Source organism: Synechococcus sp. A15-24 (assembly GCF_014280195.1).
GTDB lineage: Bacteria > Cyanobacteriota > Cyanobacteriia > PCC-6307 > Cyanobiaceae > Parasynechococcus.
Map to the genome: position 1 here is coordinate 1,707,295 of NZ_CP047960.1, position 15,022 is coordinate 1,722,316.

Annotated in this window: 11 protein-coding genes; 6 read left to right on the top strand and 5 right to left on the bottom strand. The window is 54.1% G+C overall.

Translation table 11 applies throughout. The features are described 5' to 3' along the window. Window positions 1-25: 25 nt before the first annotated feature. The 4 genes from SynA1524_RS09765 to SynA1524_RS09780 are packed head-to-tail and all read right to left on the bottom strand — an operon-like array spanning window position 26 to window position 4,884. Window positions 26-2,464, bottom strand: coding sequence for an endonuclease MutS2 (locus SynA1524_RS09765; protein ID WP_186497395.1), 2,439 nt, complete (start codon window positions 2,462-2,464; stop codon window positions 26-28). Then, the gene (locus tag SynA1524_RS09770; protein WP_186497397.1) at window positions 2,427-2,807 is read right to left on the bottom strand and encodes a VOC family protein; all 381 of its coding nucleotides are present in this window, start codon (window positions 2,805-2,807) and stop codon (window positions 2,427-2,429) included. Before SynA1524_RS09770 ends, SynA1524_RS09765 begins: the two co-directional genes overlap by 38 nt. Window positions 2,808-2,856: 49 nt before the next feature. Then, window positions 2,857-3,858 (bottom strand): porphobilinogen synthase, encoded by a 1,002-nt coding sequence (hemB, locus tag SynA1524_RS09775; RefSeq protein ID WP_186497399.1) that lies wholly within the window; start codon window positions 3,856-3,858, stop codon window positions 2,857-2,859. Between the two features lie 39 nt (window positions 3,859-3,897). Continuing rightward, window positions 3,898-4,884: a DnaJ C-terminal domain-containing protein gene (locus tag SynA1524_RS09780; protein ID WP_186497408.1), complete on the bottom strand. Its 987-nt coding sequence runs from the start codon at window positions 4,882-4,884 to the stop codon at window positions 3,898-3,900. A gap of 172 nt (window positions 4,885-5,056) precedes the next feature. On the opposite strand from SynA1524_RS09780, the gene SynA1524_RS09785 reads away from it, so the two are divergent. The 5 genes from SynA1524_RS09785 (at window position 5,057) to SynA1524_RS09805 (ending at window position 13,087) form a co-directional block, all read left to right on the top strand. After that, window positions 5,057-5,407, top strand: coding sequence for a hypothetical protein (locus SynA1524_RS09785; protein WP_286188561.1), 351 nt, complete (start codon window positions 5,057-5,059; stop codon window positions 5,405-5,407). A gap of 3 nt (window positions 5,408-5,410) precedes the next feature. Then, window positions 5,411-7,090, top strand: a complete 1,680-nt coding sequence (locus SynA1524_RS09790; RefSeq protein WP_186497412.1) for a SulP family inorganic anion transporter — start codon at window positions 5,411-5,413, stop codon at window positions 7,088-7,090. Between the two features lie 176 nt (window positions 7,091-7,266). Continuing rightward, window positions 7,267-9,432, top strand: a complete 2,166-nt coding sequence (glgX, locus tag SynA1524_RS09795) for a glycogen debranching protein GlgX (protein ID WP_186497414.1) — start codon at window positions 7,267-7,269, stop codon at window positions 9,430-9,432. 54 nt (window positions 9,433-9,486) lie between these two features. Further along, a complete protein-coding gene (locus SynA1524_RS09800; protein ID WP_186497416.1) occupies window positions 9,487-11,646 on the top strand; it encodes an AGE family epimerase/isomerase in 2,160 nt (719 codons plus the stop codon). A 73-nt stretch (window positions 11,647-11,719) separates the two neighbouring features. Then, window positions 11,720-13,087: a 2OG-Fe(II) oxygenase family protein gene (locus SynA1524_RS09805; protein ID WP_186497418.1), complete on the top strand. Its 1,368-nt coding sequence runs from the start codon at window positions 11,720-11,722 to the stop codon at window positions 13,085-13,087. Between the two features lie 27 nt (window positions 13,088-13,114). Here the strand turns inward: SynA1524_RS09805 and SynA1524_RS09810 are convergent, their stop codons facing one another. Continuing rightward, window positions 13,115-14,008: an EthD domain-containing protein gene (locus SynA1524_RS09810; RefSeq protein WP_186497427.1), complete on the bottom strand. Its 894-nt coding sequence runs from the start codon at window positions 14,006-14,008 to the stop codon at window positions 13,115-13,117. Window positions 14,009-14,218: 210 nt separating this feature from the next. Here SynA1524_RS09810 and SynA1524_RS09815 point away from each other — a divergent pair, with 210 nt between their 5' ends. Beyond that, complete coding sequence (locus SynA1524_RS09815; protein WP_186497435.1) at window positions 14,219-14,953, top strand: VOC family protein; 735 nt, start codon at window positions 14,219-14,221, stop codon at window positions 14,951-14,953. Window positions 14,954-15,022 lie beyond the last annotated feature (69 nt).

Below are 15,022 nucleotides of genomic sequence, written 5' to 3' on the forward strand. Positions count from 1 at the left end.
CACAACTGCGCGGCTGACGTTGATATCAACGTACCCACACCACACTGCAACCTCTTCCGCCATCCCCCTGCTCGGCGTCGGTGACACGCTCGACGTAGGGCACCGTCTCCAGCCAGGCCCGCAGCCCTCGCTTGAGCTTGCCGGTTCCAATCCCATGGATCACCCACACCGGTCCATTGGCCCCACGCAGCTGTTCCTCCACAGCGGCCTCCGCCTCATGCACACGCATGCCACGCACATCCAGCGTGTTGCGGCTGGTGCGCACCTGGGCACCGGACCCCGGGTTGATCCGAGCACTGACCTTCACGACCGGCTTAGCGGGCGGCTCCGGCTTGCGGCCATCGAGGCTTTCCACGCCAGATAGCTCCACCGTGCTGCGCATCACGCCGCAGCGCACGGTGAGCTGCATGCCGTCGTCCGAAATCGCCAGCACCTCTGCCGCCTTGCCCAGGGCCAGCACCCGGATTCGCTCGCCGGGTTCTGGTCTCCAGCCAGGCAGGGGCTGACGCCGTTCCAGTTCGGGGCGGTGACGGTCCTCCAGCCGACGCAGGCGCTGTCCGGCCCGCCGTGCTGTTTCCCCATCGGCGCGATCATCCCGAAGGCGCCGGATCAGGGATCGCACCTCCTTCTGACCATCGCGGATCGAGCGTTCCAGCCGTTGGCGCCCCTGCTCCTGGCGTTCGGCCGATTGTTGTTTCTCCTTCTGCCATCGCTGCAGCAGTTCGTCGTGGAGCAGCTCCGTGCGGGCCAGCAAAGCGGCAGCATCCTCCGCCGCCGCCTGCTGCCGCTGCCGCTGTTCCTCCAGACCACGGATCACACTGTTGACCTCTCCATCAGCAGCGGGCGCCAGCAACTGACGCGCCTCCTCCAGCACCTGGTCATCCAGGCCGAGACGGCTGGCAATCGCCAGGGCGTTACTGCGGCCTGGGATGCCCCAGAGCAACTCATAGGTGGGGGAAAGGGTCTCGGCGTTGAAGGCCACAGAGGCGTTCTCAAAGCGGGCATCGTTGTATTTGAGAGCCTTGAGTTCGCCGAAATGGGTGGTGGCGATGGTGAGCCGAGCGCGGTCGGCGAGGGCCTTGAGCAGAGATGTCGCCAGGGCCGTGCCTTCACTGGGGTCGGTACCGGCCCCCACCTCATCGAGCAGCACCAAGGCGGGCGAAGGGCCGGACTGCAGCGCCTCCAGAATCCGGCCGATCCGCTTGATGTGACCGCTGAAGGTGGACAGGCTCTGTTGCAACGACTGTTCATCGCCGATGTCCGCCAGAACCTGGGCACACCAGGGCAGGGTCGGCATCCCTGCACAGGGCAGCAGCAATCCCGCCCGGGCCATCAATGCCGCCAGACCGATGCTTTTGAGCGTGACTGTCTTGCCTCCGGTATTCGGACCGGTGATCGCTACCACCCGCAAGTCAGCGGACACCTCCATCGAGATCGGCACCACCGCCGGCCCGCCAGCACGCTTGTGCTGCCAGACCAACAGCGGATGGCGCAGGGTCTCGAAACGGAACGGTGCCGCGGCGGAAGCCTCCATGCGGGGAGCTGTGCCGCCGAGAAAGCGGCCATAGCGGCCTCTGGCCAGGGCCAGATCCAGCTGCAACAGGATCGACACCAACTGCATGAGCACAGGGTGATCGACCGCGACGGCCGCGCTGAGCTCGCTCAGCACCTTGCGTTCCTCGTCCCGGATCCGACCCTCCAGATCGGTCAGTCGATTCCCGATGGTGAGCACGGAGCGGGGTTCGACGAACACCGTGCTGCCTGAGGCCGAGCTGTCGTGAACCTGACCCGGCACCTGTGCCACTGCGCCAGCTTTCACCGCCAGCACCGGGCGGCCATGGCGTTGGGCGATCACGCTGTCCTGCAGAAAGGGCGCCAGGCGCCGCAACAGATCCTGCAGCTTGTCGCGGCGTTCCTGGCGCAGGCCTTGCCATTGCTGACGCAACCCCGCCAAAGGGGCACTGGCCCGATCGGCGATGCGACCGCCCTCCTCAATGGAGAACTTGAGCCGTTGCTCCAGCTCCGGCAACGTCACCATCGTGTCGATCAGCGCCGAACAGGCAGGTCTGAGCTCAGGCTCATCGATCTGACGGCGCAGACGACGGGCAGCGGCCAGGGTCTCAGCCACCGCCAGCAGCTCCTCGCCGGAGGCCACGCCCCCCTTGCTGCAGCGCAACAGCACCGGTGTGAGGTCTTGCACCCCGCGGAAACTGAGGCCTCCTTCGGTCAGGTCATCGAGCACCGCCATCTCGACGGTCTCCGCCAGCCGCTGCCGGCTCACCTCCAGGGTTTCAGGCATCACGAGGTTTCGAGCCGCATCACGCCCCATGCCGGTGGAGGCGAAGCTCGACAGGTGGTCGCAGACCCTGGGCCACTCGAGCAGATCCAGGGTTTCCTGGACGGCCCGATCGATCCCCCTTGTCGGGTCAGCGGCAGTTGGAGGGAATGCCACCGGGGGGTTCATAGAGCATTTCCAGCCAGTTGCCTTCAGGATCCTTCAGATAAAAGGATGCGGTTCCGTCACGGTGATCGTGGACGGCACCGACGTGCACGCCTTCAGCCTTCAGACGATCGTGCACACGATCCACCTCCTGGCGATCACGAAAATGAAAGGCGAAGTGGGGACCTGCGGCTTTGTAGCCAGGCCCGAGCAGGGCCAGTCCGTCCCGGCCTTCACCCGCTTCCAGGTAGCACCAATCGTCGGCCTTCCAGACAAGACGCATGCCAAGCCCCTCGTAAAACGCCACGGCACGGGGCACATCCTGAACGCGGATAGCCACATGACCTAAACGATCAACCGTTGTCATCTGCAGCCGACGTCGATGTGCATTCTGAAGTGTTGGGCTGTCAGACCGCTCAGCCTTGACGCAGCCATTCCGCGGCATCACAGGCGTGATACGTGAGGATCAGATCCGCACCGGCCCGCTTGAAGCTGAGCAGGGTTTCGAGAACCACGGCGCGCTCCTCGATCCAGCCGCGTTCGGCGGCGGCCTTCACCATCGAATACTCCCCACTGACGTTATATGCAGCAATGGGAAGCTCCGACTCATCGCGCAGTCGATGAATGATGTCCAGGTAGGCCAAACCCGGCTTCACCATCATGATGTCGGCGCCTTCCTGTTCATCCAGCTGGGCTTCCGTGATGGCTTCCCGGGCATTGGCGGGGTCCATTTGATACGTGTCCTTGTTGGTTGGAATCGGCTTGCTGCTGGCAGCACGGGGGGCCGAATCCAGGGCTTCACGGAATGGCCCGTAATAGGCCGAGGAGTACTTCGCGGTGTAACTGATGATTCCGACGTGCTCGAACCCTTCGTCGTCCAAGGCCTCACGAATGGCCCCGACACGCCCATCCATCATGTCGCTAGGGCCGATCAGATCAGCACCGGCTTCGGCTTGAACCACAGCCTGTTTACAGAGCAATTCGATCGTCTCGTCGTTGAGGACGACCCCCTCTGCGCTGACGATGCCATCGTGACCATCGCAGGAATAGGGATCTAGTGCCACGTCAGTCATGATCGCCATCCCCGGAACCTCCTGCTTGATCTGACGGATGGCTCTGGGAATCAGGCCATTGGCGTTGAAGCACTCAGCGCCGTCTTCTGTTTTCAAGCCCTCGGAAACCTTGGGGAACAGAACGATGCAACGGACCCCCAGGTCCCAGGCGCGCTGAACTTCTCCGGTCAGGGCCGCCAGACTCCACCTACTCGCCCCTGGCATGGCACCGATGGGTTCGACGTCGGCGCCCTCATGCACAAACAGTGGATAGATGAAATCCGCTGCAGAAAGCTGATGTTCCCGCACCATGGCGCGCAGGGCCGGTGTGCGTCGTAAACGACGGGGGCGGTAGGTGAGCTCCATCGGGATCTATGTCCAGGCGGCGATCGTACGGCCGAAGCCTCAGAGGGCGGCGGAGCGCAACCAGTCGTGACGTGGATTCTCGGAGCGTTGCTCGCGCAACTTGTTCAGCAACTCCTGTTCGTCTGCAGTCCAGGACGACGGCATCTTCAAAGCCAGGGTCAACAGCAGATCGCCGCGACGTCCTTTCAGAGGCCAACCCTTTCCTTTCAAGCGCAAACTTCGACCGGGAGCCGTACCAGCTGGAATCGACACCTGCGCTTCGCCATCAGGGGTCATCACTGTGACGGTGGCTCCAAGAGCCAACTCATCGAGGCTGACCGGGAGATCCGCCTGGAGCTGCTCTCCATCCAGCCTCCAGACCGAATGCTCCTTCACATTGAGGTTGAGGTAGAGATCCCCCCGGCGCCCAGTACCAGGCTGCAGATTGCCCTTCCCCTTGAGGCGCAGGCGCGAACCGTTCTTCACCCCGGCAGGGATGCGTACCTGAACCCGTTCGTTGTTCACCGACAGAGCACGCTCAGTGCCGCGAAAGGCTTCTGCGAATGAAATGCTCACGGTTGCTTCTGCATCCAGATTCACTGGAGTGCGAGCTGCTGCATTCCCCCTAGGGAACCCTCCACCAGGAAAACCACCGCCTGGAAAACCACCACCAGGGAAGCCGCTGCCCTGAAAGCCACCAGCTCCAGCTGGACCGCCGAACCGACCGAGAAGATCGTTGATGAAATCGTCGAAGTTGCCGTACCGACCGAAATCCACATCCATGCCCGGCCCCGCTCCACCCGAAGCACCGGCCTGATTCCAGTACTGGCCGAATTGTTCATAACGACGACGCTTGTCGGGGTCCGACAACACCTCGTAAGCCTCGCTGATTTCCTTAAAGCGGGCTTCGGCACTGGCATCACCTGGGTTCACATCCGGGTGGTATTGACGGGCAAGTTTGCGGAAAGCGCGTTTGATCGCATCGGCATCGGCGCTGCGATCAACCCCCAGAACCTGGAAATAATCCTTGTAACCGCTGCCTGCCATGGTTCCTAACCCGTTTCTGCAGTGTCTCAAGCCCTGGGACATGCGTGTGGGTTCCCCATGGAGGGAAGCCCGAACGCGATGCCACCACTAGCGTTTTTCAAAGAATGCTCGAAGAGTGATGCGGTGGAGCCAAGCAGGATCAATCGCAGTGATCGCTCTGGGTCTTGGTGCTGTGAGCCCACCATTCCTCGCCCAGGAATGGACCGGCAACATCAAGCAGCCACAACAGGCATCAACCGCCAAGGCGCTCAACCTTTCTGAGCACTTGAGCAAGATTGGTGCACGATTTTTCGGGGCATGGACCTGTCCTGCCTGCGTGCGCCAGATGGAGCTGTTCGGCAAGCAAGCAGCTGTTCTGGTTCCCTATGTGGAGTGCCGGATGCCGGAGCAACGCCCAAACGAAGCAGCTGCCTGCCGCGAGGCAGAGGTGCGGGCCTATCCCACCTGGCTGTTGCCAGACGGACAAAGAAAGGAGGGAGTTCAGTCGATCGACGAACTCAGCCGTTGGAGCGGTCTTGACTAAGCGATGTCATTGATTCATGGCTTGAACACCCGCAATCTGCGGGGTGACCTGCTTGGGGGGCTGACCGCAGCCGTGGTGGCTTTGCCTCTGGCTCTGGCTTTCGGCAATGCAGCCCTTGGTCCGGGTGGAGCGATTTACGGCCTTTACGGGGCCATCGTCACGGGATTTGTTGCAGCACTGCTCGGGGGGACCCCGTCCCAGGTGAGCGGGCCGACTGGGCCCATGAGCGTCACGGTGGCAGGAGTGGTCTCCAGCCTGGCTGCTGTCGGTGTGTCCACAGACCTCTCGGCTGGCGAGATGTTGCCGTTGGTGATGGCTGCCGTTGCCATCGGCGGCGTCTTCGAAGCAATGCTCGGCGTACTTCGTCTGGGACGGTTCATCACCCTGGTGCCCTATTCCGTGGTCTCTGGGTTCATGTCGGGGATTGGCTTCATCATCTTGATCCTGCAACTGGGACCATTCGTTGGTGTGACCACAACGGGGGGAGTCGTCGGATCTCTGAGCACACTGGCCGAATTGCCGTTGCCGAATCCGGCAGCGATCAGCATCGGCGTGATGACCCTTGCAGTGGTCTTCCTCACACCAGCACGGATTCGCCAATGGATGCCATCACCACTGTTGGCCCTGCTCATCGTGACGCCGTTGTCGATGTTGATGTTCAACGACGACCGATTGCAGTCGTTGGGGGTTGAACCGCTCAACCGCATCGGCGCCATTCCAGAGGGGGGGCTCCGTTTTGTCCTTCCAGACTTCAGTCAACATCTGCCGGAACTGCTCAAAGCAGGGATGGTCCTGGCTTTGCTTGGAGCGATCGATTCATTATTGACGTCTCTTGTGGCCGACAACATCACCCAGACGAGCCATGACTCCAACCGAGAGCTGATCGGTCAGGGCATCGCGAACACCGCCTCAGGACTGCTTTCAGGACTGCCTGGTGCTGGAGCCACGATGCGGACGGTGATCAACATCAAGTCGGGAGGAAAGACGCCGCTGTCAGGCATGACCCACTCCGTGGTGCTGCTGCTTGTTCTTCTCGGGGCAGGATCCATGGCTGCGGAAATCCCGACAGCCTTACTGGCTGGAATCCTGATCAAGGTGGGGCTCGACATCATTGACTGGGGCTTCCTGCTCAGGGCCCATCGGCTTTCGGTCAAAACCGCTGCGTTGATGTACGCGGTGATGTTGATGACCGTGTTCTGGGATCTGATCTGGGGGGTGTTGGTTGGCATGTTCGTCGCCAATCTGCTGACGGTGGATGCCATCACCCAGACCCAGCTGCAGGGGATGGATGAGGACAATCCAATCGATGGAGGTGTAGCCCTTGGGAGCGACCTCAGCATGGAAGAACAACGACTGATCCAGTCGTGTGGCAATCAATTGATGCTGTTCCGTCTGAAGGGGCCCATGAGTTTCGGTGCCGCCAAAGGGATCAGCTCACGCATAGGGCTAGTCAGCAACTGCAGAGTTCTAATCCTCGACATCAGCAACGTCCCCCGAATGGGGGTGACCGCAGCACTCGCACTTGAACGCATGGTGGAGGAAGCTCAGGCCCTTGGCAGGTTGACCTTTGTCGCTGGCGCAAATCAGCGGTTACAGGAGCGGCTGAAAAAATTTGGAATTACTGCACTGATGACAACAAGGCAGGAAGCACTTGAGCGATCTTCAGAATACATCTCAAGGTGAAAGCCAGGACGGAAGCGCCATTTGTCAAGCAACATCAGCAACTGCACACATCAAGCCCACCCATCACCGGAGCTGGCCAAATGCTGCTATCTAGAGATGGCTTAGTTCGGACGATCCGATCGAGCTTGGAAGGATGGGCAGTCATCTCCGGAACAAACCCTGCATCGATTTATCAAATGACGATCAGCTCACCTCCTGCCCTCTCATCACTACAGGGCAATCCACTCGAGCCTCAGGGGACTCACTTTCGTCGATACATAGGCTCCCCTCATCCCTTTGGAAGCACTGTTGAGGCCGATGGGGTTAATTTTTCTCTTTACAGCAGCAGCGCAACAAGCGTTCAACTGCTTATTTTCTCCAAACCAGACGATCTGGAGCCAGTAAAAGTCATCGATCTGGATGGCAGAGATAATAGAAGCTTTAACGTATGGCATACCTTCATTGAAGGTGTTAAGCCTGGCATGGGCTATGCCTATCGTGTCGACGGCCCTCGGGAACCTTGGAACGGACAGCGCTTCGATCCAGAAAAGGTGTTGGTCGATCCATACTCCAAAGGCAATTGCTTAGCGCTATGGGACCGGGGAGCTGCCTGCATGCCAGGCGACAACCTGCACAAATCCATGCGCAGTGTCGTCATCGACACCAGCAATTACGACTGGGAGGGTGACGCACCGCTGAAAAAACCAATGGCTGAGACCATTGTTTACGAAATGCACGTCGGCGGCTTTACGAAAAGTCCAACAAGCGGTGTCAAGCACCCAGGCACGTATCTTGGACTAATCGAAAAAATACCCTATCTCAAGGAGTTAGGGATAACGGCAGTCGAGCTACTACCCGTTTGCAGTTTCGACCATACCGATGTCACCAAAGTCCATGAAGGGCGCAAGCTGGTGAACTATTGGGGCTACAGCACAATGGGTTACTTCGCCCCTCACCAAGGATATTGCGTCAGCTCAGATACAAGCCAACATCTCAACGAGTTCCGCGACATGGTAAAAGCCCTGCATCAAGCAGGCATCGAAGTCATCCTTGACGTTGTCTACAACCACACTGATGAAGGCAATCATCAAGGGCCAACATTCAGCTTCAAAGGAATCGACAACTCAACATATTATTACCTCACTGGTGCAGACGGATCTCGGGAGTTTTATTACGACTACACAGGTTGCGGTAACACCTTTAACTGTAACCACCCTGTTGGAGAAAAGCTGATCATCGACTCGCTTCGATTCTGGGTCGAAGAAATGCATGTTGATGGATTCCGTTTTGACGAGGGGTCGGTGTTGAGCCGGGGAGAGGATGGAGCACCACTCGAGCATCCCCCAGTCGTATGGTCGATTGAACTCGACGACTTACTTGGTCAGTCCAAGGTCATCGCAGAGGCTTGGGACGCCGCAGGCCTTTACCAAATTGGCTCATTCCCTGGCGCACGCTGGGCCGAATGGAATGGGAAATATCGAGACTGCATTAGGAATTTCATCAAGGGAGAGCCTGGAATCATTGGGGAGGTTGCTGGAAGAATCACTGGCAGCGCTGATTTGTATCAAGGTCGCCATCACGAACCAACAAACAGCGTCAACTTCGTGACGGCTCACGACGGCTTCACCCTGTATGACCTGACTGCTTACAACGAAAAGCACAACTGGGCCAACGGTGAAGGCAACAATGACGGAATCGATGACAACTGCAGCTGGAATTGTGGAGCTGAAGGGGAAACAAGTGATCAGTGGATCAATGATTTACGAAAGCGCCAGGTCAAGAATTTTGCGACCATCCATATTTTGTCGATCGGTGTACCAATGATTGTCGCAGGCGATGAATTCATGCGCAGTCAAGGTGGAAACAACAACACCTACTGCCACGACAATGAAATCAACTGGTTTGACTGGAATAAGATTCAACAATCAGAGAGCCAGGAAATGATTCGGTTCTGGTCAATGATCATGGACAAGAGAAAGAGTTACATTGACCATTTCAGGGGAAGATATTTCGAAGGGGGCAGCAACCGTTTTGGTCTTTACGACGTGTCCTGGCACGGCACAAAATTAAACAGTCCGGGATGGGACGATCCAAATGCATTGTGTCTGGGAATGACTCTTGGCGACACCGCCGAAGACACTGATCAAACAAACAATATCCACGTCATGTTCAATATGTATTGGGACGGCGTTGAATTCGAGATACCTCAGGCTCCTGGCCTGAGGTGGTATCGAGCCATCGATACCGCTCTTCCAACACCAAATGACATCCAAACTAGAGATCAACAAGTAGCCGTTGATGGCAGCACTTATCTCGTAACTGGAAGAAGCATTGTTGTTCTCGCTTCGCGAGAAACAAACTGAATTCTCAGTCAATTCCGCCTCAACAACAATTCCACCATTTCCACATTCCTAGCCATGACATCCAAAAATCAACTGAACTTTCCCTTCTCAGATCTCGTCGCTGGTTACATTCGCAGCGTCTCCTATCCAGAGATCTTTGACTGCAAGGGGATGGTCGAAGTGGAAACATCCGATGGGAGGATGTATACAGTAAAAATAACCGACGCATGTTATGCAGAACTAGTACGTAACTTGGGAGAACCCTTTCAAGTTGCTCCTGACATTAAACAGATCCTCGTCGAGGATCGCTTTGTGCACGTCTATGGCCTTTTCTACCCCGAAGCAGACAGTCTCAAGTTTGAGGCGAAGCACATGTTGCTCTTCGGACGTGGCAAAGAAGATCTGCGCTTTGAAGATCAAAACTGGTGGATTCATCAAATCCAACAACTACTGAACTTCTACCTGGAAGCACAGTTCAAGGTGGTTGAAGGTGAAGCGATTGACTTCAAAAAATTCCGCACCGACCTGAGTGCTGAAGGTAAGAAACAGGATGGTGTTCAGAATCTCGATACGATCTCACGTTTGGTGTACGGCTTTGCAACGGCCTACATGATCACGGGCGATGAACGTGCTCTGGAAGCTGCCACAAACGGCACTGAGTACATGCAGCGTCACTTCCGCCATCAAAACAAAAGTGAAGGGATCTGCTACTGGTACAGCCAGATCGACATCCAGGACGATGGCAGCGTTCGCAAGTACATGGGATCGACAGCCGGTGGTGATGAAGGCGGCAATGCAATCCCTTGTTATGAGCAGATCTATGCACTGGCCGGGCCAACACAGACATGGCGACTGACGGGTGGAGAGTCCATCCGCCACGACATCGATGACACCATTGCATTCCTGAATCGGTACTACAAAGATCACGGTCCCTACGGCGGCTATTACTCCCACGTTGACCCTGTCACCTTCGACGCCAAGGCCGAGTCACTGGGTGTGAACAAAGCCAAGAAGAACTGGAACTCCGTTGGAGACCATGCTCCGGCATACCTGATCAACCTGTACCTCGCTACGGGAGAAGAAAGCTACGCAAAATTCCTGGAAGATACGTTCGACACGATCTGCGATCATTTCCCCGATTACGGCTACAGCCCCTTCATGAACGAGAAGTTCTTTGAAGACTGGACGCACGATCTGAAATGGGGAATTCACCAAGCACGCTGCGTTGTTGGCCACAACCTGAAAGTGGCGTGGAACCTCACGCGCATGCACAGCCTTAATCCCAAGGAGAGCTACAAAACTTTTGCGCACCAGATCGCTGATGCCATTCCTCCGGCCGGTTGCGACAACCAGCGGGGCGGCTGGTACGACATGATGGAGCGGACCTTGAAAGACGGGGAAGAGCACTACCGCCGTGTGTGGCACGACCGAAAAGCGTGGTGGCAACAGGAACAGGGCATCCTGGCCTACTACATCATGGCTGGCGTCTACAACGACAAGCCCGAATATCTGCGCTTTGCCCGAGAAGGAACAGCTTTCTACAATGGCTGGTTCCTCGACTACGAGTCTGGCGGCATCTACTTCAACGTTCTAGCCAATGGACAGCCCTATTCCCTTGGTTCTGAACGTGGAAAGGGCAGCCACTCCATGGCTGGTTACCACTCGTTCGAGCTCTGCTTCTTGGCGGCGATCTACTCGAACCTGCTAGTCACAAAACAGCCAATGGATTTCTTCTTCCGTCCTGATCCACAGGGTTGGCCTGATAACAAACTGAGGGTTGCACCTGATCTGCTCCCAGCTGGCAGCGTTGAACTGGCTGAAGTCTGGATCGATGACAAATCTTTCTACGACTTCGACAAGTCAGCCATGATCGTGAATCTTCCTGATTCCGACAAACCACTTCGCGTGCGAGTTCGGATTGAACCTGCAGGTCTTGGATTCAGTGCAGATCTGATGAGTTACGAAAACGGTATCGGCCGCTTCGCGCTTGATGGTGATCTCACAAAATGCAAACTGCCGCTGTTCAAGAAAGAGCTGGAGAAACTAAGCGGTTTGGCAGGTGTCGTTCTTGACATGACCAACCTTAAGACAATTGATGATACTGGATGGAACTATCTGTTGTTCACCAAACAACAACGCGGTGCCTCATTCAGCCTTCAATTAACAGGTCTCAACAGTGAAATCAACCAATTACTGAAAGATGCTGAATTGGACGAAGAGTTCCAAGTAATTTGATAGCCATTTTAAATCCACTTAAAAACAATGTGCTGAGTCGAGAGGCTCAGCACTTTTTTTAGCCAAAAACATGATGAATAAAAATAGCCTAGGTGTGAAAGCAGCTCAAGCGGGGGATTTGGCGAAGGCAGAATTTTTATTTAAACAGGCCTACGAGGAAGATCGATCCAATCAAGGAATATTTCAAAACATAATACGCGTCATGCAAATGAGGGGAGACATAGACGGACTAATTGACTACTACGAACAAAAGCATAGAAGTTACAGCCGGGACAATGCAACCATGAATATTGTGATGCAAATCTCGGAGATAGCACTACGAACAGGGCGGCAAAAAAGAGCAAGGAAGATCCTTACAGATCGCGCCAATCAAGGAGACTACAGCGCGGCAATCATCGTACCCTTAAGCGAACTACTATTTGAAAACAACGAACTCGAGCAAGCGAAAATTATACTTATCAAAGCGATAGAAATAAACAGGGAAGACCCTTCACTTTTAACAAATCTCGCGGTCATCGAGACAGAACTAGGCAATTACCAAATAGCAGATAAACTCTACAGAAAAGTGACCCAAAAAAGACCAAATGAATTTCTAGGCTATTACAACTATAGTAAGTTCAAGCTAGCCATAGGCAACCCAGACGAAGCCAATATTTTACTAAAAAAAGCAAATTGCATCGTACAAGACACAGAGGAATCAAAAGAATTACAGAAGCTGATCAATGAATACAAAGGCAATCTTGAGTCAGAACTAGCAGAAGTGTACGCGTATATCGAAAGCAAATCGTGGGAAGCAGCATACAAAAAACTCGAAGCATGTGGAGAAATGAAGTACACAAAGAAATGGTTGGCGGCAGCGTGTGAATTGCCAGAAAACCGCCAAAGAATGCTTCAAGTGAACAACATATGCGATCCAGAGGTCGTCGTAAAATGCCATCAACTGCTGCAAGCAAATGAAATATTGATACAGGATCTGATTGCAGCCATCAGAGAGGAATCATCCCTGGCCTGGAATCGCGCAGACAAGCCAACAACGGGCGGGTATCAAACATACGAACTTCTAAAGGACTCAAAGAAAAAGTCAATCATCCAATTAAAGAAAGAAATAGTAAAAGTTATTGCTGAATCAGGAAATGAGGTGATTCACCAACAACTGGAGAACAGCCTAAGTGGGTGGGGTGTCATTCTTAAGCGTGGAGGCTATCAGAAAAAACATACGCACACTGACGCCGAACTCAGCGGGGTTATTTATCTTCAAACAACGGAAGAATCCAACGGAGAGGGATGCCTCATGTTCTCAGGGCATAAAAAGAAGATCGTTAAACCACAACCAGGAATGTTGGTTGTTTTCCCAAGCCATTTGCCGCACGAAACGATCCCTTATAACGAAGACTATGAAAGAATTTGCATCGCGTTCAACGCAACGGGCAAGCTCTCATAAAGAAACTTGCCCGATGTAGAGCGTAAATCAGAGTTTGTTGAACAGCATCAAATCATTGATATCGTCACGAATTTGATTGAGAGCTCCAAGACCAGTAATCAATTGAGATACAGAGGAGCCGCGAGCACCTGCAAGAGTCATTTTGTGATCAGCCACAAACGTAGCAGTAAACCGCTCTTCAGAAGGCTTAATCATATCTATCAAATCAGATCCACTGGTTAGGGCTGCCAAGAAACCAGGATCCGAAAAAACAGTCTCTCGATCGAGTGCCGTTGCAAAAGCAATTTCAAAGCAGGCATGGTAGTCCTTGCCAGGCTTTTCGACATGCTCTACACCTTGAGCGTCAGGGCGGGAAAGATCAATTTCGTCAAATAAATGATAACGCAACTTAGAAACCTCCTTCAAAGAGGAAAGCGAGGCCATCAATTGATCTGAAATGTAGGTACGGAATTGATCTACAGATGCAGAATCAGCCTTGCGAACCATAACGTGGTAACGAAGCTCTGAGATCGAACCATTCGGATACGGCTCCGAAAGATTATCAATCAAGGTAACCGTATTACCCAATGATGTCGTGTAACCAATTGCTTTGCTGAAAATATTATGCTCATCGTCCATTAATATCGTGGAGGCTTGGAACCAAGTCGCACGATCTTCTACTGAGGAGAATGTCAGTTCAGCAACCCCCATAAATTGATCTTCATAGAGTGTGTTGACAGGGCAACCATCGACGACAGGAAACAGCCCACCCTCATATGGTGAGAGGTGGAATTGCCAATATTCCATTTGGCCAGGCAACCGAGCGCAGACCGGCCCATGAACATCACGCCAATAGTCGTCAAACTGAGCAAGGGTAATGCCGTCACGCTTCCAAAGCGGAACATAAAAAACGACCTCGGGCGAACGCGGCGTGGATGGCATGTGCAAGAAGAATCTTCTGAAAGTTTAGCTGCAACACACTAGGCAGGCAAAAAGTGGTGCAGGATCAATACAGAAGAATGATGCATCTACGTAGTCAACAGATAACGACACACCAAGGCCGTCTAGGGTGTAAAGAGAAGCTGACAAAAGGATTAAGCAGTTGCCACGCAAAACGGTCAGAACTAGGATTGGTGGAGCATCTAACTTAAAATGCAGTTTTACAGTGTTGATAAGGAAGAATCACCATCTGCCCTAGGCCATTACCTGCAAGGCATTCAACATTTTGGAATAACCACTCCCGACCTCAAAAAGTCTCTGACCTTTTATATCGATATCCTTGGAGGACGATTGGCGGTCGGAGGTGATGGATTTTATGGTGTTGAATTACATAATCTACTATTTCAACAGGATGAATTAAAGGCAATACAAAATGACGTTAGCGCTGAGGATTGCGGAATCCCGGACCTAAGAGATGGGAACAAAGACGCTCTGGATGTGCGCTTTATACAGTTCGGCAACACAACCCTAGAGCTTTTGCATTTCAGGCAAGCCCAACAAGATCAGTGGGCGCCAAACGTATACAAAGCAATATCTACAAGTGTAGGATTTGCGAATGTATCTCACCTATCGTTTTTCCTGAGATCCGATGTTGATGTAAATGAATTTGCGTTGAAGCTCGAGGCGGAATCGCACAAAAGAGGGCTGACCGAGGTCAAAGTTCATCGCAAACAACAAGAGACGTCGGGTGAAGCCGGCTCTAAGGAATTTGCGATTGACAAATTTCCTGATTCATTCGATGGCTGGTGCTTGATCTATGTGAAAGGACCGAATGGCGAGCAGCTTGAGTTTAACCAAGTGAGATCGATCTGCAAAGACAACTTCAAGGAAGCCCAGCAACAGTACAATCGCCTCAACGGTACAGATTACTCGTGGCCGCAGGGATAAATAAAAGCCAAAGCGCTCTATAGGAAATAACAAATTTTTATTATAATCAATGTGGTCGCATTGTTAGGG

Excerpts from the sequence above, each read along its gene's own strand:
- SynA1524_RS09770 (WP_186497397.1), bottom strand. The coding sequence starts at position 2,807 with ATGACAACGGTTGATCGTTTAGGTCATGTGGCTATCCGCGTTCAGGAT.
- SynA1524_RS09765 (WP_186497395.1), bottom strand. The coding sequence starts at position 2,464 with ATGAACCCCCCGGTGGCATTCCCTCCAACTGCCGCTGACCCGACAAGG.
- SynA1524_RS09790 (WP_186497412.1), top strand. The coding sequence starts at position 5,411 with ATGTCATTGATTCATGGCTTGAACACCCGCAATCTGCGGGGTGACCTG.
- SynA1524_RS09780 (WP_186497408.1), bottom strand. The coding sequence starts at position 4,884 with ATGGCAGGCAGCGGTTACAAGGATTATTTCCAGGTTCTGGGGGTTGAT.
- SynA1524_RS09805 (WP_186497418.1), top strand. The coding sequence starts at position 11,720 with ATGAATAAAAATAGCCTAGGTGTGAAAGCAGCTCAAGCGGGGGATTTG.
- SynA1524_RS09815 (WP_186497435.1), top strand. The coding sequence starts at position 14,219 with ATGCAGTTTTACAGTGTTGATAAGGAAGAATCACCATCTGCCCTAGGC.
- glgX (WP_186497414.1), top strand. The coding sequence starts at position 7,267 with ATGACGATCAGCTCACCTCCTGCCCTCTCATCACTACAGGGCAATCCA.
- hemB (WP_186497399.1), bottom strand. The coding sequence starts at position 3,858 with ATGGAGCTCACCTACCGCCCCCGTCGTTTACGACGCACACCGGCCCTG.
- SynA1524_RS09810 (WP_186497427.1), bottom strand. The coding sequence starts at position 14,008 with ATGCCATCCACGCCGCGTTCGCCCGAGGTCGTTTTTTATGTTCCGCTT.
- SynA1524_RS09800 (WP_186497416.1), top strand. The coding sequence starts at position 9,487 with ATGACATCCAAAAATCAACTGAACTTTCCCTTCTCAGATCTCGTCGCT.